This is a genomic window from Ruegeria sp. D3 (genome assembly GCF_056534465.1).
In genome coordinates, this window is sequence record NZ_JBQFPK010000002.1 from 278,967 (window position 1) to 303,694 (window position 24,728).

24 protein-coding genes and 1 tRNA gene are annotated in these 24,728 nt (G+C 56.8%); 17 read left to right on the forward strand and 8 right to left on the reverse strand.

Annotation, left to right across the window (positions count from 1 at the left end):
• Positions 1–6 precede the first annotated feature (6 nt).
• Entirely contained in the window at positions 7–1,665 is a 1,659-nt protein-coding gene (gene ctaD, locus ACR0DX_RS03795) for a cytochrome c oxidase subunit I (RefSeq protein ID WP_170352822.1), read from the reverse strand.
• A gap of 288 nt (positions 1,666–1,953) precedes the next feature.
• Here ctaD and ACR0DX_RS03800 point away from each other — a divergent pair, with 288 nt between their 5' ends.
• Complete coding sequence (locus ACR0DX_RS03800; RefSeq protein ID WP_170352823.1) at positions 1,954–2,376, forward strand: HIT family protein; 423 nt, start codon at positions 1,954–1,956, stop codon at positions 2,374–2,376.
• 338 nt (positions 2,377–2,714) lie between these two features.
• On the opposite strand, the gene lipB is transcribed toward ACR0DX_RS03800, so the two are convergent.
• Both lipB and ACR0DX_RS03810 read right to left on the reverse strand, forming a co-directional pair.
• Complete coding sequence (gene lipB / locus ACR0DX_RS03805; protein WP_170352824.1) at positions 2,715–3,377, reverse strand: lipoyl(octanoyl) transferase LipB; 663 nt, start codon at positions 3,375–3,377, stop codon at positions 2,715–2,717.
• Between the two features lie 39 nt (positions 3,378–3,416).
• Positions 3,417–4,076, reverse strand: coding sequence for a DsbA family oxidoreductase (locus tag ACR0DX_RS03810; RefSeq protein WP_170527363.1), 660 nt, complete (start codon positions 4,074–4,076; stop codon positions 3,417–3,419).
• A 146-nt stretch (positions 4,077–4,222) separates the two neighbouring features.
• Between ACR0DX_RS03810 and ACR0DX_RS03815 the strand changes: the two genes are divergently transcribed.
• The 6 genes from ACR0DX_RS03815 (at position 4,223) to ACR0DX_RS03840 (ending at position 10,512) form a co-directional block, all read left to right on the forward strand.
• A tRNA-Leu gene (locus tag ACR0DX_RS03815) sits at positions 4,223–4,309 on the forward strand.
• Positions 4,310–4,460: 151 nt separating this feature from the next.
• Positions 4,461–5,444 (forward strand): glycosyltransferase family 2 protein, encoded by a 984-nt coding sequence (locus ACR0DX_RS03820; RefSeq protein WP_170724188.1) that lies wholly within the window; start codon positions 4,461–4,463, stop codon positions 5,442–5,444.
• Between the two features lie 5 nt (positions 5,445–5,449).
• On the forward strand, positions 5,450–6,391 hold the full coding sequence (locus ACR0DX_RS03825) for a hypothetical protein (RefSeq protein WP_170724186.1): 942 nt from the start codon (positions 5,450–5,452) through the stop codon (positions 6,389–6,391).
• Positions 6,388–8,394, forward strand: coding sequence for a tetratricopeptide repeat protein (locus ACR0DX_RS03830; RefSeq protein WP_170724183.1), 2,007 nt, complete (start codon positions 6,388–6,390; stop codon positions 8,392–8,394). The genes ACR0DX_RS03825 and ACR0DX_RS03830 overlap by 4 nt, the downstream gene beginning before the upstream one ends.
• A 104-nt stretch (positions 8,395–8,498) precedes the next feature.
• A complete protein-coding gene (locus ACR0DX_RS03835) occupies positions 8,499–9,497 on the forward strand; it encodes a glycosyltransferase family 2 protein (protein ID WP_480845219.1) in 999 nt (332 codons plus the stop codon).
• 31 nt (positions 9,498–9,528) lie between these two features.
• The gene (locus ACR0DX_RS03840) at positions 9,529–10,512 is read left to right on the forward strand and encodes a hypothetical protein (protein ID WP_170352829.1); all 984 of its coding nucleotides are present in this window, start codon (positions 9,529–9,531) and stop codon (positions 10,510–10,512) included.
• A 7-nt stretch (positions 10,513–10,519) separates the two neighbouring features.
• Here the strand turns inward: ACR0DX_RS03840 and ACR0DX_RS03845 are convergent, their stop codons facing one another.
• Entirely contained in the window at positions 10,520–10,822 is a 303-nt protein-coding gene (locus tag ACR0DX_RS03845; protein ID WP_170352830.1) for a DUF6476 family protein, read from the reverse strand.
• Here ACR0DX_RS03845 and ACR0DX_RS03850 point away from each other — a divergent pair.
• Both ACR0DX_RS03850 and rpoH read left to right on the forward strand, forming a co-directional pair.
• Entirely contained in the window at positions 10,821–11,855 is a 1,035-nt protein-coding gene (locus ACR0DX_RS03850; protein WP_170352831.1) for an RluA family pseudouridine synthase, read from the forward strand. The genes ACR0DX_RS03845 and ACR0DX_RS03850 overlap by 2 nt on opposite strands.
• 146 nt (positions 11,856–12,001) lie before the next feature.
• Positions 12,002–12,898: an RNA polymerase sigma factor RpoH gene (gene rpoH / locus ACR0DX_RS03855; protein WP_170352832.1), complete on the forward strand. Its 897-nt coding sequence runs from the start codon at positions 12,002–12,004 to the stop codon at positions 12,896–12,898.
• A 44-nt stretch (positions 12,899–12,942) separates the two neighbouring features.
• Here the strand turns inward: rpoH and ACR0DX_RS03860 are convergent, their stop codons facing one another.
• Complete coding sequence (locus ACR0DX_RS03860) at positions 12,943–14,124, reverse strand: dipeptidase (protein ID WP_480845223.1); 1,182 nt, start codon at positions 14,122–14,124, stop codon at positions 12,943–12,945.
• A gap of 140 nt (positions 14,125–14,264) precedes the next feature.
• Between ACR0DX_RS03860 and ACR0DX_RS03865 the strand changes: the two genes are divergently transcribed.
• Genes ACR0DX_RS03865 through ACR0DX_RS03875 form a run of 3 tightly spaced genes read left to right on the forward strand, consistent with a single transcriptional unit; the run spans position 14,265 to position 16,458 of the window.
• Positions 14,265–15,239: a Gfo/Idh/MocA family protein gene (locus ACR0DX_RS03865; RefSeq protein ID WP_170352834.1), complete on the forward strand. Its 975-nt coding sequence runs from the start codon at positions 14,265–14,267 to the stop codon at positions 15,237–15,239.
• Between the two features lie 58 nt (positions 15,240–15,297).
• Positions 15,298–15,567: a DksA/TraR family C4-type zinc finger protein gene (locus ACR0DX_RS03870; RefSeq protein ID WP_170352835.1), complete on the forward strand. Its 270-nt coding sequence runs from the start codon at positions 15,298–15,300 to the stop codon at positions 15,565–15,567.
• A 15-nt stretch (positions 15,568–15,582) separates the two neighbouring features.
• A complete protein-coding gene (locus tag ACR0DX_RS03875) occupies positions 15,583–16,458 on the forward strand; it encodes a DMT family transporter (RefSeq protein WP_170352836.1) in 876 nt (291 codons plus the stop codon).
• On the opposite strand, the gene ACR0DX_RS03880 is transcribed toward ACR0DX_RS03875, so the two are convergent.
• The 3 genes from ACR0DX_RS03880 to ACR0DX_RS03890 form a co-directional block, all read right to left on the reverse strand.
• A complete protein-coding gene (locus ACR0DX_RS03880) occupies positions 16,459–18,279 on the reverse strand; it encodes a M3 family oligoendopeptidase (RefSeq protein WP_480845227.1) in 1,821 nt (606 codons plus the stop codon).
• A 67-nt stretch (positions 18,280–18,346) separates the two neighbouring features.
• A complete protein-coding gene (locus ACR0DX_RS03885; protein ID WP_170352838.1) occupies positions 18,347–19,312 on the reverse strand; it encodes an alpha/beta hydrolase in 966 nt (321 codons plus the stop codon).
• The gene (locus ACR0DX_RS03890; protein WP_170352839.1) at positions 19,312–19,602 is read right to left on the reverse strand and encodes an SCP2 sterol-binding domain-containing protein; all 291 of its coding nucleotides are present in this window, start codon (positions 19,600–19,602) and stop codon (positions 19,312–19,314) included. The genes ACR0DX_RS03885 and ACR0DX_RS03890 overlap by 1 nt, the downstream gene beginning before the upstream one ends.
• A 31-nt stretch (positions 19,603–19,633) precedes the next feature.
• Between ACR0DX_RS03890 and ACR0DX_RS03895 the strand changes: the two genes are divergently transcribed.
• From ACR0DX_RS03895 to ACR0DX_RS03915, 5 genes are all read left to right on the forward strand, one after another.
• A complete protein-coding gene (locus ACR0DX_RS03895) occupies positions 19,634–20,242 on the forward strand; it encodes a tetratricopeptide repeat protein (RefSeq protein ID WP_170352840.1) in 609 nt (202 codons plus the stop codon).
• Between the two features lie 16 nt (positions 20,243–20,258).
• A complete protein-coding gene (locus ACR0DX_RS03900) occupies positions 20,259–23,069 on the forward strand; it encodes a helicase-related protein (protein ID WP_170352841.1) in 2,811 nt (936 codons plus the stop codon).
• A gap of 6 nt (positions 23,070–23,075) precedes the next feature.
• A complete protein-coding gene (locus ACR0DX_RS03905) occupies positions 23,076–23,441 on the forward strand; it encodes an RNA-binding S4 domain-containing protein (RefSeq protein WP_170352842.1) in 366 nt (121 codons plus the stop codon).
• 66 nt (positions 23,442–23,507) lie between these two features.
• Positions 23,508–23,846, forward strand: coding sequence for a ferredoxin FdxA (fdxA, locus tag ACR0DX_RS03910; RefSeq protein WP_170352843.1), 339 nt, complete (start codon positions 23,508–23,510; stop codon positions 23,844–23,846).
• A gap of 282 nt (positions 23,847–24,128) precedes the next feature.
• Complete coding sequence (locus ACR0DX_RS03915) at positions 24,129–24,638, forward strand: CarD family transcriptional regulator (protein ID WP_170352844.1); 510 nt, start codon at positions 24,129–24,131, stop codon at positions 24,636–24,638.
• Positions 24,639–24,728: the final 90 nt, after the last annotated feature.

A 24,728-nucleotide genomic window follows, 5' to 3' on the forward strand; every position in this document is an offset into this window, starting at 1 on the left:
TTGGGATCAGTGGGCGTGGCCCTTGTCCCAGTCTTCCTGCTTCGGCAGCTGCTCGAACGTGTGTTCGGGCGGCGGGGTGGGCAGGGTCCATTCCAGCGTATCCGCATATTCGTTCCACGGGTTGTTCCGCGTTTCCTTAGCGCCACGGAACAGGGCGTAGAACACGATGCCGAAGAACAGCAGGAACGAGGCGAACGAAATGAACGCACCAATCGACGATACAAAGTTCCACTGGGCGAATGCCTCGGGATAGTCGATATAGCGACGCGGCATGCCCTGACGACCCAGGAAGTGCTGCGGGAAGAACGTCAGGTTAGCGCCGATGAAGAACATCCAGAAGTGGATCTTGCCCCAAAACTCGGAATACTGACGACCGGTCATCTTGCTGAAGTAGAAGTACACGCCTGCAAAGATCGCGAACACGGCCCCCAGCGACATCACGTAGTGGAAGTGAGCAACCACGTAGTAGGTGTCGTGATAGGCGCGGTCGATACCGGCCTGCGACAGAACCACACCGGTCACACCGCCGACGGTGAACAGGAACAGGAAGCCAAACGCGAACAGCATCGGTGTCTTGAACTCGATGGAACCGCCCCACATGGTCGCAATCCACGAGAAGACCTTAACCCCAGTCGGAACCGCGATGACCATCGTGGCCAACATGAAGTATGCCTGCTGACGCAGCGACATGCCGACGGTGTACATGTGGTGCGCCCACACGACAAAGCCCAGAACACCGATCGCGATAATCGCCCAGACCATCGGCAGATAGCCAAAGATCGGTTTGCGCGCGAAGGTCGCAATCACGTGGCTGATGATGCCGAAACCGGGCAGGATCACGATATACACTTCCGGGTGGCCGAAGAACCACAGAATGTGCTGATACAGGATCGGATCGCCGCCACCGGCCGGATCAAAGAAGGTGAAGCCAAAGTTGCGGTCCATCAGCAGCATGGTGATCGCGCCTGCCAGAACCGGCAGGGACAACAGAATCAGCCACGAGGTGACGAAGATCGACCAGCTGAACAGCGGCACCTTGAACAGGGTCATGCCCGGAGCACGCATGTTCAGGAAGGTGGTGATCATGTTGATCGCGCCGAGGATCGAGGAGGCGCCCGATACGTGTACGGCAAAGATCGCAAGGTCCATGGACATGCCGCCCTCGGTCGTGGACAGCGGCGGGTAGAGAACCCAGCCAACACCCGAACCGAGCTGATCGTTACCACCGGGGCTGAGCAGCGAAGCCACACCCAGCGACGTACCAGCGACGTACAGCCAGAAGGACAGGTTGTTCATCCGCGGGAACGCCATATCAGGCGCACCGATCTGCAACGGCATGAAATAGTTGCCAAATCCGCCGAACAGGGCCGGGATGACTACGAAGAACATCATCAGAACACCATGGTAGGTGATCATCACGTTCCACAGGTGACCATTCGGGGTACACGGATCAGCCATGAACCCTTCGAGGCACATATACTGCACACCGGGGTGCATCAGCTCGAGCCGCATATAGACAGTCATCAAAACCGAAATCAAACCGGCCAAAGCCGAGAAGATCAGGTAAAGAATCCCGATATCCTTGTGGTTGGTCGACATGAACCAGCGCTGAAAAAAGCTGCGCTCGTCTTCATGATCATGACCATGAATGGCTGCGTCTGCCATTAGGTGCCTCCTGTTACAATTCTACCGCGCAGCTGAAAGTCTCCGACGCGCGGGATTCCTGCTGGTTTTAGATTGCGAATGGGGCGCCTTCAATGGTCGAGTTTGATCTGGATCAAGAATAATTGTCGCGGGTCGCGGGGCCACTCGCTTATTTTCGACCAAAATCAGCTGTTAGCTGGGTATCACGTCAGGATTTTCAAGGGCTCGGCCTTGGGTTTCAATTCGTCGCTTGACCCGCGCTGGGGCGCACAGCAGAACTGGTGTCGATATCGCGCTTGGAGAACAAACATGACCGCTTACGATACCGACAACATCTTCGCCAAGATCTTGCGTGGGGAAATCCCTTCGACACGTGTGTACGAGGATGACGAGAGTTTGGCGTTCATGGATATTATGCCTCGGTCTGACGGGCATTTGCTGGTGATCCCGAAAACTCCGTGCCGCAATCTTCTGGACGCGACGCCTCAGCAGCTGGCGGCAGTCATCGCAACAGTTCAAAAGCTATCGAAAGCTGTGATGAACGCATTTGAGGCTGATGGCGTCACCGTACAGCAGTTCAACGAAGCCGCCGGAGGGCAGGAAGTCTTTCACCTGCATTTCCACGTTCTGCCACGTCACGAAGCCGTGCCGTTGCGTGCGCCGGGAAAAATGGGGGATTTCGATCTGATCGCGCAGCATGCCGAAAAGATCAAAGCCGCATTGGGTCAATAAATCGACCGAGCAACTGCAAGCGTCTGACCGTACAACAAAACCGTCTCTGGAATAGAATTGCCGTTCCGATTTGGGGTCGGAACGGCAGACTCGTTAACAAGAACTTTTCCGATGCACTGGGGGCTTCCGGTGCTGACCGGTTAACACACCACTCACTCTAGAACGGTGAATACATCTTACTCTTGAAACGGTCTCGTGTATTCATTTGAGTGGTTTTTGGGTAAATTTTAGCTTTTGCACCGGGCTACGCCCTAAAGATCAAACCTCTTTTGGAAACAGTGACGCTGTCACGAAACGAATTGTCCGTGATCTTCCCGAGTGTTGCGCGATTCGGGTCTCTATGGGATTGGCGCGATCGGCTCGAACACGCGAGCAAAGGTTTTTTGCAGCGCAATGTCCACGTCAGCTGTTGTAACGGGCAGCCCTAGATCGACCAGCGAGGTGACGCCGTGTTCACTGATGCCGCAGGGAACGATGCCTGAGAAGTGTTCGAGGTTGGGTTCGACGTTAATCGAAATACCGTGAAAGCTAACCCATTTGCGCAGGCGCAACCCAATGGCGGCAACCTTATCTTCGGCAGGTTGACCAGTCGGGGTCAGCGGTTTGTCATCCCGACGCACCCAGACACCAACACGACCGTCGCGGATTTCACCGGTGACATTAAACTCGGCCAAGGACGCGATAACCCATTCCTCAAGTTGCTTTACAAAGCGCCGCACGTCCTTGCCGCGCTTGTTCAGGTCAAGCATCACATAAGCAACCCGTTGGCCAGGGCCATGATAGGTATATTCGCCGCCCCGCTTTGCCTCGTAGACAGGGAACCGGTCGGGATCGGTCAGATCACTTGCTTTGGCCGAGGTGCCAGCCGTGTAAAGCGGCGGGTGTTCCAGAAGCCAGATACACTCATCCGCGTCGCCGGCTGCGATAGCCGCAACGCGCTTTTCCATAAAGGACAAAGCCTCGTCATAGTCGGTCAAACCGTCTGTGATCTTCCATTCCATGAGGGCCTCATACCCCGCAGACGAAGCGTTGAAAAGAGGTCAGGCGGCCTCGGTCAGGCACCGCTGTAGTACTTGGGAATAGGTCTCGGAGCCCTGAGCGCCTGTTAGCAAGTATTTGCCCCCAAAGACCATGGATGGCACGCCCGAGATTCCACGGCTGGTCCAAAACCGCTGCTTTTCGCGTACCGGCCCTACATGCGCACCAGATGCAAGCGCTGCCTGTGCTGCGTCACGATCCAACCCTGCAGCTTGCACCGCTTTCAGCAGCACCTCGGTGTCTGATACATCCAGGCCATCCGTGAAATAAGTTTTGAACAGCGTTAGTTTCAGCGGGTGTTGTTTGCCCTGTGACTCAGCCCAATCCAAGAGTTGGTGGGCTGCGAATGTGTTAACGATCCGGCTGTCGTCGTTGAAGTTAAAGGTAAAGCCAAGTTCGCCCCCGATTTGAACCAAGCGCTCGCGGGCCTGTTGGCTTTGTTCCGCCGTCGAGCCGTATTTCTCGGTTATGTGCTCCCGCAGGTTTTGGCCCTCGGGTGGCATATTCGGGTTTAACTCGAACGGGTGCCACCGGAGGCGTGCCAGAACGTTTTCCTGCTGTAACGCGATGTCCAATTGCCGAAATCCCACGATGCACCAGGGGCAGACCACATCTGATACGATATCCACCTGAATGACGGGGCGTGGGTCTGGTGTGGTCATGTCGGAGGGCTCCTGTTCAGGGCGGTAAGCAAAGAATTCACCGGTACAGATATGAGCAGAAAAAAGGAATTCAATCCGGCGTGTTTTTGAGTCTTCACATCCCGTTCCGCACCGTCTATACGCGCCTCTACCAAGTCACATACAGTGCGGTCGTGGCGGAATTGGTAGACGCGCAGCGTTGAGGTCGCTGTGGGGTAACACCCGTGGAAGTTCGAGTCTTCTCGACCGCACCATCTCCCACTCAGATGTCAGTCGTTTCTTAAGGAAATCTTATGTAGAGATGCACCAGTTCGGACCGGACTGTGCAAACCTCTATTTCCTGTCTCGCCCGTGCGGTTAGGGATGTGTATGAGTCGGAGGCAAGACCATTCGGGAAAGGTGCAGATGTCTCAGGCCATTACCGTCTTCACGACAATGAAAAACGAAGGCCCCTATATGTTAGAGTGGGTGGCCTTCCATAAATCCCTTGGGGTGGAACACTTTGTGATCTTCACCAACGCTTGTGAAGATGGCACGGACGACATCGCGCGCAGGCTTCAGGATATGGGCGTTGCCACACACGTTCCCAACGAGGTGAAAGAAGGCGGTAACCCTCAGCATCAGATGTTGCGACGTGCACGGCGGCAACCCAAAGTCAAAGAGGCTGATTGGCTGTTATGCCTCGACGTGGACGAGTTCTGGAACATCAGATGCCGTGATAATGGATTCGGAGCTTTGATCGCCGAGGTTGAGGACCGGGCTGGTCAGCCCGTCGATGCTATTTCGTTTGCCTGGAAGCTTTTCGGCAGTTCAGGGAATATCAGTTTCGAAGATAAACCGGTGACCGAGGCGTTCTCGATGGCGGATCAGCCTTATCCGTACCATTCGGGTCGGGCGTATGGCTTGAAAACCCTGTTTCGAAACAATGGAAAATTCACGCGTTTCGGGCCGCACCGCCCAAAAGGGTTCGAAGACGAAGCGGCGGCCGACATTGCGTGGTCGGATGCTGGCGGCAAACTGTTTCCAGCAGATAAGGTGGGGTGGCGGGCCTGGCGGGGGTTTGACCATTCGCTTGGGCGTTTGCACCATTATTCGGTTCGGTCTTTGGACGGGTTCCTGATCAAGCGTGATCGGGGAAGAACCAACCATATCCGCGTGGACCAAGGGCAATCCTATTGGACGGACATGAATGCCAATAAAGAGGTCGACCAATCGATCCTGCCTGCCGCTCGCAAGGCTGCTCCGGTTCTTGAACAACTGAAAGCGGATCCTGAATTGAACAGGCTGCACCAACAGGCCTGCGACTGGCATCGGGCCAAGATCGCGGAAATCAAGCTGCGCCCCGACTGGGTCGAGTTTCGCGGCTGGCTGGCTGAGAACCTGATCTGATAGCCATGGCGGACGATCTTTCAAAAGAACAGCTTCAACCCGAGCATCCCGAGCGTAAGACGGGGTATGAGCGGATCCTTACAGATCCGCCGCCACCGTGGTTTGTCGAGCTTTACCCGGGTGGCGACGGAACGGGGTTCATGCAGAAACTCGACCGTCATTCGATCCTGTTTCACCAACGCTCGGCGTCACAACTGGTGATCAGCTTTGACAATATCGCTAACGCCAACGACCTGTCTTTTGCGCGCGAACCCTGGGGTTGGAAGTTCTTCCGGGATGAAGGGTGGTCGCATATGGGTGTCTTTGCGCGCTCTAAGGCGTGGTACCGCGATCCTGAAATCATCTCATATTTTCAGGGTAAGGCGGCTGAGGGGTTCTTTGGCAGGTTCGACAAGGTTGTATTTGCCGGGGCGTCAATGGGCGGGTTCGGGGCGCTGACCTTTTCCGCACTGGTACCCGGTGCGACGGTTATTGCCTTCAATCCTCAGACCACGTTGGATGAACGTCTTGTGCCTTGGGAAACCCGATACCGGTTTGGTCAGGTTCAGGATTGGGATTTGCCACTGGGGGATGCTGCGCAAACGGTAGTAAGTGCAGGTCGGGCCTACGTTTTCTATGATCCGTTCTTTGACCTTGACCGACGGCAGGTCGAACGGCTGCAGGGCGACAATGTTCTTCTATTAAAAACGTGGTTTTCAAACCATTTTGCCGCGCCGATGTTGCGTAAGCTGGACATCCTGAAACCTGTTATGCTGGGGGCGATGGATGGATCGTTAGAGCCTGCGGCTTTTTACAAGATGATGCGCGCGCGTCGCAGGCTACCGATGTTTATGCGGGGCATCGAGGGTATGGCAGGCGACCGTCATGACATGTTGGTTCGGCAAGCGCGTCAGCGGTTTCGCAGGCTTCGCCGGGCTGCAATGGCTGCGGCAGACGACGCATCATGAGCTCTGCGCGTGGTGTCTTCATCGGTCAGCGCCGCGACCGTATGGGTGCGCGCTTACTGATGATGCTGACCTGTATTCGCCTGGCCGAGGATTATGGTACCGACTACCGTGTCAACTGGTTCCCGCAGGGGGCGGACGCGCCAGAGTTGGACTACCCGCACGAGCTGTTCACGCAAGAATGGATGGATGTTCATTTTGCAAACGCCGACGACTTTGACGCGCTGAGCAAAGACGCCAAACCGATCTGGGCATTTCAAGGCGATGCAACCCCGGACAAGTTGATCGCGCATCTCGACGCAGGCCGCTCGGTGCTTGTGGAAGAAGGGTTTGAGGTGCTCGCCTTTCCGTGGGAGGATATCGAAGCGATCCGCCCTCGCTATCGTGACTTCATTCACCGGATTGGCTTCACGGATGAACTCCGTTTGATCATGAATCGGGCAGATGAGCGGTTATCGGGGCAGGGGGTTTCAGCCTATCATATCCGGCGTGGTGATATCCTGAATGGCCTACCGTGGAAGCACACGACCTGGCCTGCCAAGATCGAACCTGAGGAGTTCTACGAGGCGCATCTTGAAAAAGCGGCTGGTCGTGCGGCGATCATGTTCTCGGACCAGCCAGAACTGATCACGCGGTTTCAAAGGCGGTTTCCGAACCTGTTGCAAATGTCGGATATCGCGGACGTCTCGGGCATGACACGGGCACAGCGCGACTTTCTAGAGCTTTACACGATGTCGCGCGCAGATCAGGTGGTTGCACCCGTTATCAGCGCCTTCTCAATGGCGGCCGCGCGCATTTCGGGGCGACAGCGCAAAGTGTTTCGCGACGTCCTGACCGAGGACGAGATGTCCGAAGCCTATGAGGCTGCGATCACCCGATTGAACGGCCCCTTGGATAAGTTTTTGAACCCGTCTGAGGCGGCGCATATCTATTCCAAAGTGTTATTCCACTTTAATCGCCTGAATGCCGAAGATCGTACCGACGAGGCGTCCAGCTTGGGTGATAAGCTGTTACACGCAGGCGCCGATAACGCATTCCTACCGCTTTTGCAGGCCCTGAACCTGTTCTACCAAGGACAATGGGATGCCGCTTTAGGACTTGTGGACGCTGTCTTGCAGGATCCTAATGTGTGGCCCGAAGACCATGCCGTTCTGTGCGCTCTTAAGGCTGCTGCGTTGGGCGAAAAACGCAAGCGCTGGCAGGCGGCGCAAGCGTTCAGCCAGGGATTTTGGGCAAAGCCGATCCGGCCCGACGTTTTGGTGTTTGGGTCGAGGGTGGTGTACCGGGATCACATTTCACTTCGGCTGTTCCCTCCGACCGATTGGGAGTTGCAGAAGGTTATTCGCAGGCCATGGTTCAACTTCAACGCTCACGTTGCACAACGAAAAGTCCTCGTACGGCTGCCATGTAACTTCGATTTCCTGCTTATGGACTGGTGGGATTTGTCGCTGGACCAGAAAGCCCGCAGATTGTTCAGCAGCACACCGCGGTTGCAGCGCCTTGTGGATGGTCTTGCCCGCATGACGGATTTTCCGAACACAGATGTCCGAGTGCAGAGCTTTCAAACCGTGCTGAGCGTGCATACAGGGGAAATCACCGCAACCAAAGCGGTCGACTTGATGCGTCGCGTTGTTGCCGAAGCGCCCGAGAACCCTTTGTATCACAAACGACTGGCCGGGCTCTTTGAAGCCGAAGGAGACGCGACCAACGCGCGTCTTGCGATGGCAGATGCATTAGCTTGTGATCCAGGTAACCCATTTCTTGTCTTTGCGATGGGGCGCTGCCTTCAACGGATTGGTGCAACAGAACAGGGGCACAAGCAGATTATTCAAGCCGCAGACATGGACAAGAACACGGCAGCTATTCAGGGCGAAGCCGGGCGCATTCTTCTGCAAAGGGGCGAAAGGAAAGCGGCCCGGCTTTATTTGCGGGCTGCGAAAGACTTGTGTCCGACATATCAACGCTTTTCCAACCAACTGCAGCGCGCAGGAGGAGGAGCATCTTGATTTTGCTTGGTTACACTCGGAATTGAACGTAGGAAGTTTGAAAGATCAAAAATGATATGTTCAGCCAGAACAAGGTATCGACAGGGCGATTGGGGCACCCAGGAATGAGCGACGAAGAATCACGGTTTATCAGCATCACCCCAATGAAAAACGAGGGGCCCTTCGTGCTGGAATGGGTGGCGCATAATCGGGCGATTGGCGTTGATCAGATCGTCGTGATGACCAATGATTGCACCGACGGTACAGATGCTTTGTTACAGAGGCTTGATGAGATGGGTGTGGTGACCCATGTCGACAACAACTCTCGTCGCCGGACAAGCCCGCAAAAGCGCGCTTATAACGCGTTTCTTAAGATGGAGATTGCACGCCCGCAGGACTGGGTGATCGTGATCGACGCGGATGAACATATCAACATCAAGACGGGCGACAACACTCTGCGTGCGCTGACACAGGCTATTCCGGATGCCAAAACGATTTCGATGACGTGGCGGTTGTTCGGAAATGCGGGAATTGTCCGATATGAGGATCGGTTCCTGTCCGACCAGTTCCGCAAAGCCGCGCCCGAAAGGATTATTCGCCCGCCACAGGCATGGGGCTTCAAGACGATGTTCCAGCGCGGGCTATGGGACGCGCTGGGCGTCCACCGGCCGAAACGCGCGACCGTCGAAACGATGGAAGAGTGTCACTGGTACAACGGTTCTGGCCAGAAAATGCCCGAGCATTACTATGACAAAAGCTGGCGTTCGACACGCGCGTCTGTTGGGTATGAATATGTTCAACTCAACCATTATGCCCTTAAATCCTGTGAAAGTTATCTGGTCAAAAAGATGCGCGGGCGGGCGCACCACTTGGGCGAGAGTCTGGGTCTGGAATATTGGAACATGATGAACCAGAACGCGACGACCTGCACATCCATTGACGCTGTTCTGGAGCGTAAGCGCGCGCTGTATTACGAGATGCTGGCTGACCCGGAAATCGCGCGATTGCACCACATGTCTTGTGATCTCCACAGGCAGCAGATCGCGCAGCTACGCGAGCAGCCTGAAATGCAAGAGTTGATGCAGCAAATGACGTCTGTCTCGGCCGAGAATACCGCCTCATGATGCAGTTGTATCCTGACGTCGGAGACATATGATGCTGTGGCTGCATTTGGGTATGCCCAAAACCGGAACAACAGCGCTGCAGGGTTTCTTGCGCGGCAACCAGCCCGTTCTTGATCAGATCGGCTTGCGTTACATGGAAACCGGCCGACGCAGGCTGGACGGTAATCCTCGACTTGCGATCAGCCATAACATCATCGCGTTCCACATGAATCAAAGCGATCAGCCAATGGATCCTTTCCGGGCTGGGATGACCTCGGAATTTGATGCGCATTCAGGGCAAACCTGTGTCGTGTCATCGGAGATGTTCTATTCCTGCGATTTCGAAAAGCTGGCGCAGGTATTTGCTGAAATTCCGGCGCGCGACCTGCGAATTGCATTTTACTGCCGCCGGTACTCGGATTTTTTCGAAGCCGATTACAAACAACGCGCCAAGAACGGACGCTTACCCATTGTCGGTACTGATTACATCCGTTCCCAATTGTCCCAAATTGAAGCGGACCCTGCAGCCTTTAGCTTCACGTCGCGGGTTGAGCAAATCCGAAAGGCGTTTCCGGGCGTGACGATTGTTCCCTCGGTGTATGAGCGCGAACAGATGACCAATGGCCATGTCGTGGACGATTTTCTGTCGCGGATCGGAACGCCATTGCCAGAAGGATATGTTACAGGGTCACCATCCAACCCGTCGCAATCGCGCGCCGCCAGCGAAGCCTTTGGGGTCGTCACGCGGGCGCTGGGGCGCAAGAAAAGTCGCCAGCTCAGACGATTGATATCCGAAGACCCCGTTATGGTGCGCCGTCACGACGTTCTGGAGCCGGACGAACGGGAATGGTTGGATACCCATATGGAAAAGCAGGATGTTGCGTTTCAGCAGGAGTTCTTTCCTGATGTGTCGCAGGTGTTCGCACCGAAACAGCTTAACGCGAGTGAGCTTGAGTTCCGCCGGGACACTCCGCAGGAATATCAGGCGTTCAGCAAAGCGTCCGAAATCGTCTTTCGAATGGCGCTGGAGAGCTGATCGCGACCTAATCTAGCTTAATTTCCTGACGCTGGCGTCCGGTCGTCTTGTCAAAAATCAGAATGCGGTTGTCATTTGTAACGACGGCGTACCAGTTGCTGCCGATTGTCAAAGCTTGGGCCTTGGCACCATCGGGCAAGGCGATCTCGTCAGGAAGGGTGGGGGTTCTGTCCGTTAGCCGGATGACAATCAGTGCGAATGTCACTAGAACGCCGCCAATCATCACCGCGGTCAGCAACATGACCATCCGCCGCAGCAGTCGAATCTGCGGCGTTTCCAGCGGTTCTTGAGGTTCGGAAGGGACAGTCATGGGCACTCGCCAGATTGAATTTTACATCGCGGACGATCCGCCGCCTCGTCTTGATAAGGCGCTTTCGCGTGATGTTCCACCCGAGGAAAACCTGTCTCGCACCCGTTTGGGCAAATTGATCGAAGAGGGCGCTGTCCTGATCAACGGGTCCGAGGTGCGCGACCCCAAGGCCAAGGTGTCCGCCGAGGCAGTTGTGGTGATCACAGTTGCCGAAGCCGAAGACAGCCATATCGGCCCCGAGGATATCCCGCTGGACGTCGTTTACGAAGACGCCGATTTGATTGTTGTGAACAAGCCCGCAGGCATGGTGGTGCATCCGGCCCCGGGATCGCCCAGCGGAACTTTGGTAAACGCGCTGCTGCATCATTGTGGCGATGACTTGTCCGGTGTCGGGGGGGTAAAACGCCCGGGGATCGTACACCGGATAGATAAGGAAACCAGCGGCTTGCTGGTTGTTGCTAAATCGGATGCTGCACATCATGGGTTGGCGACCCAGTTCGAAGCCCACAGCGTCGAGCGTTATTATCGTGCGGTGTGTTACGGTGTACCCGACGCAAACGACCCGCGCTTGCGTGGCGTAAAGGGCGTGAGTTTCGAGCCCGGAAATGTCATGCGTCTGACCACGCAACTGGCGCGACACAAAACCGACCGTCAGAAACAGGCCGTTCTGTTCCACGGAGGCCGCCATGCGGTGACGCGGGCGCGGCTGGTTGAAACTTTTGGCGCTCCGGCGGGTTTGGCGTTGATTGAGTGCTGGTTGGAAACGGGTCGTACGCACCAGATTCGCGTGCACATGGCCCATGCGGGCCACGGTCTGGTTGGCGATCCGGTCTATGGCGGTAAGCGAAAACTGGCCGCTAAGGCGTTCAGCGCGGAAACCGCAGAGCTTGTTCGTGCATTCCCACGTCAAGCACTGCACGCCGCTGTTCTGGGTTTCGAACACCCGGTTTCGGGCGAAAACCTGCGGTTTGAAGCGGATCTGCCCGCCGATATGGAAAATCTGATTGAACAGCTGCGGAAGCCGTTGTCATAATGCGCAAACACTTGTGAGTAACACGTTCTTATCTTTCCTTTATCAATCGTTAATCCCAAACTGTTAACGGTACCTCTTGAACGGATGGGGATGACCTCCCATATCCTATGTTAACAACTTAAACATTTGTCGGAGGGACATGAATTATGGCAAATTACGCAAATCTCCCCGCGCCGACGCCGGAAGGCGGACTTAACCGCTATATGCAGGAAATTCGTAAGTTTCCCCTGCTTGAGCCAGAAGAAGAGTACATGCTCGCCAAGCGCTGGGTTGAAGAGCAAGATACTGAATCGGCTCATAAAATGGTCACGTCGCATTTGCGTCTGGCGGCCAAGATTGCCATGGGCTATCGCGGCTATGGTCTGCCGCAGGCCGAGGTGATTTCCGAGGCCAATGTCGGCCTGATGCAGGCCGTCAAACGGTTCGACCCGGAAAAAGGTTTCCGTCTGGCGACCTATGCGATGTGGTGGATTCGCGCTTCGATTCAGGAATACATCCTGCGGTCGTGGTCACTGGTGAAACTTGGCACGACCTCGGCGCAGAAAAAGCTGTTTTTCAACCTGCGCAAGGCCAAGGCGCGTATCGGCGCGTTGGAAGAGGGTGACTTGCGCCCCGAGAATGTCGCTCAGATCGCCAATGATCTTGGTGTGACTGAAGAGGAAGTCATCAGCATGAACCGCCGGATGTCCGGTGGCGATGCCTCGCTGAACGCTACCGTCGGTTCCGAAGGCGAAGGCACCATGCAGTGGCAGGACTGGCTTGAGGATGAAGACGCTGATCAGGCAAGCGACTATGAGGCGCGCGACGAGCTGGACGCTCGGCGTGAACTGCTGGCGGCCGCGCTGGAGGTTCTGAACGACCGCGAGAAGGACATTCTGACCCAGCGCCGCCTGATGGATCAGCCTGTGACGCTGGAAGAACTGAGCACGCAGTATAACGTCAGCCGCGAACGCATTCGCCAGATCGAGGTACGAGCGTTCGAAAAACTGCAGAAGAAAATGCGCGATCTCGCGCGTGAGAAGGGAATGCTGGGCCAGATGTAATCAGGCCGGTGTGATTAAAAGCCCGCCTGCCTCGGCGGGCTTTTTTATTGGGCCAACTGCTGGCGAAACACGCGAACCATGTTCTCGCCCATCACCTTGCGGATTTGCGCCTCGGTCAGACCTTCGCTCAACAGGCCCGAGGTCAGCGCCGCAAGTTCAGACGTGTCAAACGCGGTCTCGACCGACCCGTCGTAATCCGACCCAAGCGAGACGTGATCTTCCCCAACAGTATCGACTGCCGCCTTTATCATCTTGGCCACGCCTGCAAGGGCGATATCTCCGCAGGTTACGTCGGCCCAGTATCCCATGCCGATCACGCCTCCGGTGGCCGCGATCTCTTGCATCAGATCATCGGGAAAGTTCCGTTTGACGGCGCAGAAGCCGTGTAGCCCGCCATGGCTGACTATCAGTGGAACGTCCGTCATCGCGATCACATCCCGTGCGACCAGAGGGCTGGAATGGGCGAGGTCGATGACGACGGGCATTTCGGCCAATTGGGCAACGACGTCGCGACCGAATTCCGTCAGTCCGGTGTTCGCCTGTCCGTGCAAAGATGCGCCCAATTCATTGTCAAAGAAGTGCTGAAGGCCAAACACCCGATGACCGGCGTCAAACAGGGCATCCAGATTGGTCAGATCCCCCTCAAGCGCGTGGGCCCCTTCGATACCCAGGATACCACCAACGACGGCTTGGCCGCTCGCACGTGCGGCCAGCACGTCCTCCAGATCACTGCGGGATTTGACAACTTTCAGTTTTCCACCCGAGGTTGCCTCGAACTGATGCAGCTTTTCAGCCTGATAGACTGCGCGCTGCATGAGGCTGTCCCAGGTTCGAAGCGGCCAAAGCTGCCCGATCGCCAGGAGGGTGATATTGTCGAACGCATCGGCCGAGTTGGCCTCATAGTTCTGACCAGCAGGGGATTTCGTGACCGCGGTGAAGACCTGCAGGGCAACGTTTCCTTCGATCAGTCGGGGGATGTCCACCTGTCCTCGCGTACCGCGTTCGGTCAGGTCGCGACTCCATAGCAGGGGGTCAGCGTGCAGGTCGCCCACGATCAAAGTTTCGTGTAACGCGGCGGCTTCATCTGTCACTGGGTACGGAGCGTGGTCGATGACGTTGTTGCGTTTTCCTTCGATATAGGGCGGCAAAAAAACAAAGAAAATCAACAATCCAGCGGCCATTGCTGCTCCTGTCAGCCCGCCGACCCATTTAAGAAATCTGCGCATTACCGGTTCCTTTCAGTATGCGATGTCAGCTTACGTTCGTTTGAAGCAGATAAAAGCCTGACTTCGCGTCCAGACATTGCTAGAACAGCAGAGATTTTGCCGTTAGCGATAACGACGTTGCGAGAATGTGGGAGGGATCAATGCAAAAACCTGTTCAATGGGGTGTACTGGGCGCCGCGAATTTTGCGCGTCGGTTCATGGCACCGGCCATTCATGCAGCGGACGGGGCGCGGTTTGCCGGATTGGCGACGTCCAGCCCGGAAAAGGCCGAACCTTTTCAGGCGTTTTGCCCGGACCTGACCGTTTACGACAGTTATGATGCGATGCTGGCTGATCCGCAGATCGAGGCGGTTTATATTCCATTGCCGAACCACATGCATGTAGATTGGTCTTTGAAGGCGCTGGACGCTGGCAAACATGTGTTGTGCGAAAAACCGATGACCATGCAGGCACATGAGTTTGACGCCTTGATCGCTAAACGGGATGAAACCGGGTTGCTGGCGGCCGAGGCTTATATGATCGTGCATCATCCACAGTGGCAGTTCGCGCGCAAGCTGATCGCAGATGGCGCTATTGGTAAGCTCGTGCATGTGACGGGGGCGTTCAGTTTTGACAATCGTGCGGAAACCGAAAACATCCGCAATCGTGCGGAAACCGGTGGCGGAGGGCTGCGCGACATCGGCGTCTATGTGATTGGCAGCGCACGGTTCGCTACCGGGCAGGAACCGGTGTCGGTGCAATCTGCAATCCGGTGGGAGAACGGTATTGATGCCTTCACCGAAATTCGTGCTCAATTCCCTGATTTTACATATTCCAGTTACGTTTCGATCCGTATGCATCCCCATCAAGAGATGGTCTTTCACGGCGAGGGCGGCGTTATTCGCCTGACGGCACCGTTCAACGCGCGAGTCTTTGGCGAAGCACGCGTCGAACTGCATCGTCCGGGGCTTGAGGTTCAGGTCACACGGTTCCCCGGCGACGATCACTATAAACTGCAGGTCGAGGCATTCTGTCGTTCAGTGCGTGAAGGGGCGGATTATCCTTGCGCGCTTGAGTTTTCACGAGGGACGCAAGAGGTGATTGACCGCGTGTTCGAAGGTGCAGTGCCGCTCTGACTTGCCACACATGGGCCCCGTGACTTAATCTGGTTGCCACCCAAACAGGAGGCGACCAATGGCTGGCGGCTGGGCGCGTGACGGCGCGGTGAGTGAACAGATCGAGGCGTCGATATCCGACGAACTGGCCCGGATGCAGGCGCAAAAGCGCCCTCAGGGCGAAAGCCTGACCCATTGCGCAGAATGCGAAGAGCCGATCCCCGAGAAACGCAGACTTGCCTTGCCGGGGGTGAAACTCTGTCTGGATTGCCAGCAGGATAGGGACGGTGCGTTTAAAGCGCGGTCCGGGATCAATCGGCGCGGGTCCAAGGACAGTCAGTTGAAATAGTCCATGACTGTGCCCATGCCAAAACAGCCCCTGTTGCAGAATGGATTGGTTCTTGGGTTCCTGGCTGCGTTCTTGTGGGGTACCCATAGCGTCATCGTGCGCTATCTGACCAGCGATCTGGGCGGGTTGCAAATCGCGGTCTCGCGCCTGTTCATCGCGGCGTTGGCGATTTATTGCATGTTGCGTCTGATGCGGGTTTCCGTCTCGATCCGGTTGAGTGACTGGAATTTCCGTCTGGCCGTATTGTCGACCGTTGTGAACTATATCCTGTTCCACATCGGGCTTGAACATACCGGCGCGGCCAATGCGATGGTTTTGGAGAACACAGCGCCCTTTTTCGTGCTGGTTTTCCTTTATTTCTTTGCGGATACACCGGTCACGCGAACCGATGTTCTGGCCACAGTTTTGGCAATTCTGGGCGTTTTTCTGACCGTTTTCCGGGACTTTCAAGGAGGTGGAGAGCCCCTATTCGGGGATCTTCTTGAAATCGGTGCCGGACTAAGCTGGGCGGTCTTCCTGATCTCAAGCAGTCGGGCTATGCGCAATTCGAAATCGACCGGAGAGCGGCTGAACTTCCTGTTCGGCATCTTCTTGTGTTCTGGGGTTCTTCTGCTGCCGCTTGCCGCGTTTTCGATGCAGGTTCCAACGGTGAATGACGTCGTGTTCCTGATCCTGCTGGGCGTGTTGCCGACCGCCTGCGCCTATTACTTGTGGTACGAGGCTGCTGCGCGGGTTTCGACCTTGACCGCAACCTTGATGTTTGCGGCCTCGGTCGTGTTCACTTTTGTCAATTCGGCGCTGTTTCTGGGGGCCGCAATCACGCCGATTGCGGCCCTTGGGGGTGTGCTGATCGTGCTGGCCGTGTTTCTGACCACCAAAAACCAGAAATGATCAGCCCTCCATCGCTTCCAATTCGTCAATAAAGCCCGAGATCATAGACAGGCCCTTATCCCAGAACTTGGGATCGCTCGCGTCCAACCCGAACGGGGCCAGCAGTTCCTTGTGATGCATCGAACCACCGGCGCGCAGCATGTCAAAATACTTGTCCTCGAACCCATCGGACCCGCTTGCGTAGACGGAATAGAGAGCGTTCACCAAGCCGTCGCCAAACGCGTAGGCGTAGACGTAGAAGGGTGAGTGGACGAAGTGTGGGATATAGGCCCAGAAGGTCTCGTACCCGTCCATGAATTCGAACGCGGGGCCAAGGCTTTCGGCCTGAACGCTCATCCACAGGGAGTTGATGTCGTCGGGCGTTAACTCACCTTCGCGGCGGGCGGCGTGGAGTTTGCATTCGAAATCATAGAACGCAATCTGGCGGACGACCGTGTTGATCATGTCCTCGACCTTGCCCGCCAATAGCACTTTGCGCTGTTCGGGGGTTTCGGCCTGATCCAGCATCTTGCGGAAGGTCAACATTTCACCAAAGACCGAGGCCGTTTCGGCCAGTGTCAGCGGGGTAGAGGACAGCATCTCGCCCTGACCGGCGGCCAGTACTTGGTGGACACCATGACCCAGCTCGTGCGCCAGGGTCATCACGTCGCGCGGTTTGCCCAGATAGTTGAGCATCACGTAGGGGTGCACGTCGGTGACGGTCGGGTGGGCAAATGCACCCGGTGCCTTGCCCGGCTTCACCGCGGCATCAATCCAGCCTTTGCTGAAGAAGGGGGCGGCGATATCGCCCATGCGCGGGTCAAACGCGTTATAGGCATCCATTACGGTCTTTTCGGCCTCGTCCCAACCGACGATGCGTGTGTCTTCCATCGGCAAGGGCGCGTTGCGGTCCCAGACCTGCATCACGTCCAGCCCCAGCCATTTGCGCTTGAGCTCGTAGTAGCGGTGACTCAGTTTAGGATAGGCGGCGACGACGGCTTCGCGCAGAGCCTCAACCACTTCGGGTTCCACGTCGTTTGACAGGTGGCGACCGGTTTGAGCGGTTGGCATATTGCGCCAGCGGTCTACGATTTCTTTCTCTTTGGCCTGTGTGTTGTGAACACGGGCAAAGGTTTTGACGTTGTCCTGAAACACCCGCGCCAATTCCCGAGCAGCGGTTTCGCGTTTGCTCCGGTCCTGCTCGGTCAGTAGGTTCAGGGTGCCTTCGATGTTCAGCTCTTCGCCTTCGATGTCAAAGGTCAGGCCGGCGATGGTTTCGTCAAACAGACGTTCCCATGCATCGCCGACAACACCCAGATCGTGCAGGAATTTCTCCAACTCATCAGACAGTTGATAGGGCTTCATCGCGCGGATGCGGCGGAAGACGGGTTCGTACCGGCCCAGATCCGCGTTGGCGTCGAACCGGGCTTTCAGCGCGTCATCGTCGATACGATTGATCTCAAGCGTGAAGAACACCAGCGGCGTTGTGAAGATGGTAATCTTTTCCTGCATATCCGACAGGAACTTGGCGCGGTCCGCATCGGTGGTCAGCTGGTAGTACCGCAGACCGGCGAAGGACATGATCCGCCCGGCAATGGCGTTGATCTTTTCGTTAAGTAGGACGCATTGCAGAAGGCCATCGGCATCCAGATCGGCCAGCTTGCCCTCGTAGTCTGCGGCAAAGGACGCACATTCGCCTTCCAGCCAGTCCAGATCGCGCGACAGTTCCGGCGCCTCTTCCGACCTGTACAGATCCGTCAGGTCCCATTCCGGTAGGTTGCCAAGATTGTCGGACCCGCCGACTGCGTTTGCGTCACGGAAGGGAAAGGGAAGGTCGCGCATGGATCACCTCGAAATAACAGCTTTCGCCAACATCTAGGCGTGCCGGGCAGGGATCACAAGCGGGGTGTTAGTCAGACAGGGCAGGTTCACGTTCGGCAGCCATGAAATGCGCCGCCAACTGGTCGAAAACGGGGCCGCGGACCTCAGGCGCTTCCATCAAAACCTCGTGTTCGCCGTCGGGGATTTCCACCAGCGTGCCGCTGGGCCAGTTGGCCATACGGGCGCGGATCGCCTTGCGGTCGACGATCTGTTCATGGGTTCCAAGGAAAGTCAGGCACGGAATGGTGGGGGCGGTCTGCTCCATCAACCAGGCGCATTCGTCCAGCGCCTCGCGCAGCCAGATTGTCGAGGGTGCGCCAAGCGTCAACTCGGGGTGGGCGTTCAGCTGATCCTTCATCATCTGGTACATCGCCGGATCGCGTGTCAGCACGTTGCCTTCAAACGGTTGCGACAGGACGTAGCTTTCCAAAGATGTCGTGGGCGGGGTTTTCTCACCCAGCCCGAACCGAGGGCCCCAATAGGCGGTCAAACGGCTCAGCGGTTTCATCAGCGGCGTGAAGAAAATCCCCCACATCGGTCCCGTGAAGGCGCAGGTGGCAAACTTGTCAGTTTCAAGTACAGCCCGCAGGCCAATGGCACCGCCCATCGAGTGACCGATGACGTGCCACGGTTTGGGTAGGTCCAGCTCTGTGGCCAGCGCAAAAGCGGCCTGAGCATCCATCTGATAATCCGGTATCGTATCGACATGTCCGACACGCGGGTCGTCCAGAGGGCGATCGGCTAGCCCCTGACCACGCCAGTCGATTGCCAGAAACGCAAATCCACGCCCGACGAACTCGGTCGCGGCATTTCCGTATTTTTCGATATATTCGGTACGGCCGGGAAACATGAACACAGTCCCGACCGCATCACCCTGTGGCAGCCAATGAGCCACTCGGATGCGAACCCCGTCAGAGGTCGTCAGCCAATGGGCCTGTCCACCGGCGGGTGCGCCGGCCACGTCTTCGAACAAAGGGGCCGACGACATTTCCATCAGGCCAGTGCCGATGCCAGTTGCATGGCGACACCCATGTCACCATCGACGGTCAGCTTGCCGGACATGAAAGCACCGGTCGGGTTCAGCTCACCGCTAAGGATTTGTTCGAACGTGTCGACATCAGCGTTCATGGTGACGTCAGCATCTTCGTCGCTGACACGCGCGCCGCTGCCGTCCAGAACAATCGAACCCACACCTTCAATGGCAAACTTGGCGGATGCGCCAAAGCCGCTGTCGGCCAGTTTTTCGTTCAGCGCCGCTGCGGCTTTTTCCAGAGTGTCGCTCATGGTTCTCCTCACTTTGATTTGAGCACAGGGAATGGACATCCTCCTGCGCTACGCTACACTGACCGTTGTTATGAGCATTGCAAGCACCAATCTCAAAGGTATCGTCGCGGCAACCGCGCTGCTAGTCACGTTTTCCATCCCTTGTCTTGCACAGCAGGCAGATTCACGGGATGAAGCCGAGCTATTGCAGCAACTGGCGCAATCAACACCCGATCAAGCGATTGGCATTGATCGTCAACTCAAGTCTCTGTGGTCGTTATCGGGTTCAGCCTCGGCTGATCTGTTGCTGGAACGGGGACGTGAGGCGCTGGATGACGGTGATACAAAGGCGGCTATCGAACATCTGACGGCGCTGACCGATCATGCGCCTGACTTTGCAGAAGGGTGGCACGTACGCGCGTCGGCATTTTTTGGGGTTGAACGGTTTGGCTTGGCAGCCGCTGATCTGGAATATGCGCTGACACTTAACCCGAACCATTACGAAGCGATCTACGGTCTTGGCCTGATCTTTGAGATTATTGGCCAACCGGACAAAGCGCTGGCTGTCTACGAGCGTGCATTGGCTATACATCCCCATCATGAAGAAGTAACCAATGCGGTGAATCGACTGAAGCCTCAGGTCGAGGGCTCGTCCCTCTAAGGGGCAGGGGGCAAGAGTGAGCGGGTCATCCCGAATCGTGGCCGTACTGGGCCCAACCAATACAGGCAAAACTCATTACGCGATCGAGCGGATGCTGGGCCACCGGACAGGTGTTATCGGCCTGCCGCTGCGTCTGCTGGCGCGCGAGGTTTATGACAAGATCGTCGCCATTCGCGGGCCGTCCGTCGTGGCGCTTGTTACGGGCGAAGAACGGATCGTGCCGCCGCGCACCCAATACTGGGTCTGCACGGTCGAGGCGATGCCCGAAGGCATGGGTGCCGATTTCGTGGCAATCGACGAAATCCAGCTGTGTACCGACCCCGAGCGCGGCCATGTTTTCACCGACCGTCTGCTGCGGTCTCGCGGTACAAGCGAGACGCTGTTTCTAGGCTCGGACACCATGCGTGGTCCCATATCAGCGCTGGTGCCCGAGGCACAGTTTGTGCGGCGCGAACGGATGTCTCAACTGGTCTATGCCGGGTCGAAAAAGATCAGCCGGATGCCTCCACGCAGCGCCATCGTCGGGTTCTCGGTTGATAACGTCTATGCCATCGCGGAACTGCTGCGTCGTCAAAAGGGCGGGGCGGCCGTGGTCATGGGGGCACTCAGCCCGCGCACGCGGAATGCGCAGGTGGATCTCTATCAGAATGGCGAGGTGGATTATCTGGTCGCCACCGACGCCATCGGTATGGGCTTGAATCTGGACGTGAATCACGTGGCGTTTTCTTCGCTGACCAAGTTTGACGGTCGGCGGATGCGGCCCTTGGCCCCAAACGAACTGGCCCAGATCGCGGGCCGGGCCGGGCGTGGGATGTCGGATGGCACGTTTGGCGTCACGGGCGAGGCCCCGCCGTTGGACGAAGGCACAGCACAAGCGATCATGGACAGCCGCTTCACGCCGATGAAAAAGCTGAACTGGCGGAATGCTGCCTTGCGGTTCGGATCCATCGAGGCGCTGATCGACTCGCTAGAAGTCAGTCCCGACAACGAAAACCTGCTCAAAGCACGGCCCGCCGACGATCTGAACGTGCTGAAATCGCTGTCACAAGTGACCGAGGTCATGGCCCGCGCCAGCGATCCTCAATCCGTGCGCTTGCTGTGGGATGTGTGCCGAATCCCCGATTTTCGCGGCATCAGCCATTCGGAACATGCCAGCCTGCTCGAGGTGATCTACGGGCATCTGCACGAACGCCAGTCGATCCCCGATGACTTTATGGCGCGGCAAATCCGCCGGATTGATCGGACGGACGGAGATATTGATGCGCTCTCCAAACGGCTAGCATATATTCGCACCTGGACATATGTTGCGCAACGAAACGGATGGGTGCGTGACGAATCCCATTGGCGTGAGGAAACGCGCACTGTAGAAGACAGGCTGTCAGATGCATTACATGACCGTCTGACCCAACGATTTGTGGACCGGCGCACATCCGTTTTGCTGCGGCGGCTCAAACAGAAGGAGGCCCTTTTGGCCGAAGTAAATGACAAGGGTGAAGTGACCGTCGAAGGCGAATTCGTCGGTCGTTTGGAAGGGTTCCGGTTTAGCCCGGACAAGGCTGCGCAGGGGACCGAGGCGAAAGCTTTGAAATCGGCGTCCTTGCAGGCCCTCGCGCCGCAATTCCATCTGCGCGCCGATCGCTTCTACAACGCGCCCGATACCGAAATTGATTTCACCGAACAAGGTGGCCTTATGTGGGGCGAATATGCCGTCGGCAAGCTGGTAGCCGGGGCAGAACCGCTCAAGCCCATGGTCGAGGTCTTCGTGGATGAAGCCGCAGGCCCCGACGTCGAACAAAAAGTGCAGCGCCGCTTGCAGCACTTCATCGACCGCAAGGTGGCTGCGCTGTTTGAACCGCTGCTGAACTTGTCACGGGACGAGGAGCTGAGCGGTCTGGCCAAGGGGTTTGCCTTCCGCATGGTCGAGGCATTGGGCATTCTGCCTCGCGCGCAGGTCGCGCAAGACGTGAAGGATCTGGATCAGGACGCCCGCGGCGCGCTGCGCAAGCACGGCATCCGGTTCGGGCAGTTCACCATCTTCATGCCGCTGCTGCTGAAACCTGCGCCGACGCGCCTTCGTCTTGTTCTGTGGGCGCTTGCGGGTGGTTTGCAGGAATTTCCCGAAGCGCCACCTCCGGGTCTGGTCACGGTGCCCGTCGCCAAGGACGCGCCGCGGGGCTATGACACAATGTGCGGTTACCGCGATGCCGGTGAGCGTTCGATCCGCATCGACATGCTGGAACGTCTGGCCGACATGCTGCGCTCCGAGGACAGTCGTGGTGGGTTCGAAGCCAAGCCCGACATGCTCTCGATCACCGGTATGACTCTGGAACAATTCGCCGACCTGATGCAAGGCTTGGGTTACAAGGCCGAGCGTGGCGAGCGTGAAAAGGTCAAAGCCGCTCCTGCTGAACAACCTGCGGCAGAAGCGTCCGAGCAACCTGTGACTGAGGAAACCCCGGCAGACGCAGGTGCGACAGATGAGGCCGCCGCACCCGCCGAGGCGGCAGCCGAGGCCACCGAAAGTACCGAGGCGGCAGCCGAGGCTCCGGTCGCAGAACCCGCAAGTGATGAGCCCGAGGTTGAGGTGTTCTACACCTTCACGTGGGGCCGTCAGCGTCAGCAAAATCGTGGCCCGCGCCGCGAACAGGGGCAGGGCAAGGGCAAGCCGCGTGGCAAACCTCAGGACAACCGCCGCCCGCAGGGCAAAAAGGGTGGCAAGCCGCAAGGCGCGAAATCCTTCTCGGCCCGTCCGCCCAAGAAAGAGAAAGCCATTGACCCCGACAACCCCTTCGCCGCTGCGTTGATGGGGCTGAAGGACAGCAACTAAACGCGCATGTCCGAGGCCAAGCTGCGGATCGACAAATGGCTATGGCAGGCGCGGTTCTTCAAGACCCGCAGCCTGTCGGCCAAACAGGTCAGCGGCGGCCATGTGCGCTTGAACGGCAACCGGGTGCTGAAACCGGCGATAGCTATCAGCCCCGGAGACGTTCTGACCTTTCCGCAGGGCCGCATTGTGCGTGTTGTGCGGGTGGAAAAACTGGGTGAACGCCGCGGCCCGGCCCCCGAGGCACAAACGCTATATACGGATTTGACCGAAAAGCAGTACAAGCCGCCGCAAAATCCAAGCTTTGAAGGAAAAGGTCGTCCAACCAAGAAAGATCGGCGCGCGCTTGATCTTTCTCGCAATCTCGATAGCTGATCCTATCTTGAAGCCGACGCCATACTGATTTAGCTAGACGTCCAAAGCGCAAACGGGAATCCGAACATGACCTACGTTGTCACTGAAAACTGCATTGGCTGCAAATACACCGACTGTGTCGAAGTGTGCCCGGTGGATTGTTTCTATGAAGGTGAAAACACGCTGGTCATTCATCCGGACGAGTGCATTGACTGTGGCGTTTGCGAACCCGAATGCCCCGCCGACGCCATCCGCCCCGACACCGAGCCGGGCATGGACCAATGGGTCGAGTTCAACCGGAAATACTCGGAAATGTGGCCGGTTATCATTACCAAAAAAGACCCGCTGCCCGAAGCTGAAGAACGCGACGGTGAAGAGGGTAAAATGGAGAAGTATTTCTCGGAAGCACCGGGTGAAGGCGGTTAAGCGATTCGCCGCCTAAACTCTTTAGTTTAAGAGCAAGAAATCCTCTTAAGATTCTGTTTTTAGTCAAATTTAGTGCTTTGACTATCCACGCTGCTTTCGTGTGTCGCATTTTTGTGATATACTTAGTAGCTGAATGATGACTGAGCTGGGGATGACTCCGTAAGTATGTACGCTTTGGAGTTTTGATTTTTAGACAAACAAACCGCCTGACCGGGCCAGAGTGCGCGGGTTGGGGCGTATTGTTGTCTGTTGTCCAGCTCATTTAACCAAGGATGAACCTGTATGTCTAAGTCGAAAAAGCTTGAGTTCCGCCCGAACGATTATGTTGTCTACCCAGCCCATGGCGTAGGACAGATCATCTCGATCGAGGAGCAGGAAGTCGCGGGATATTCGCTCGAGCTGTTCGTGATTTCTTTTGAAAAAGACAAGATGACCTTGCGCGTTCCGACCAACAAGGCAACAGAATCTGGTCTTCGGTCGCTGAGTTCACCGGACGTTATCAGTCAGGCGATGAAAACCTTGAAGGGTAAGGCCAAGGTCAAGCGCGCAATGTGGTCGCGTCGGGCGCAGGAATATGAGCAGAAAATCAACTCAGGCGACCTGATCTCGATCGCCGAAGTTGTCCGCGATCTGCACCGCACCGATGATCAGCGCGAACAAAGCTATTCCGAACGTCAGCTGTACGAGGCTGCGCTTGAGCGTCTGACCCGTGAAGTTGCCGCCGTTTCAGGGGCAGGCGAGGTGTCTGCGGCCAAACAGGTGGACGAAGTCCTGACATCGCGCGCCGCCTAATCCACCGGCTACAAATTTCGATGGGCCGCCTGTATCACAGGCGGTCTTTTCCGTTTGACGGGCTTGGTGAACTGAGGAAAATCCGCTAAT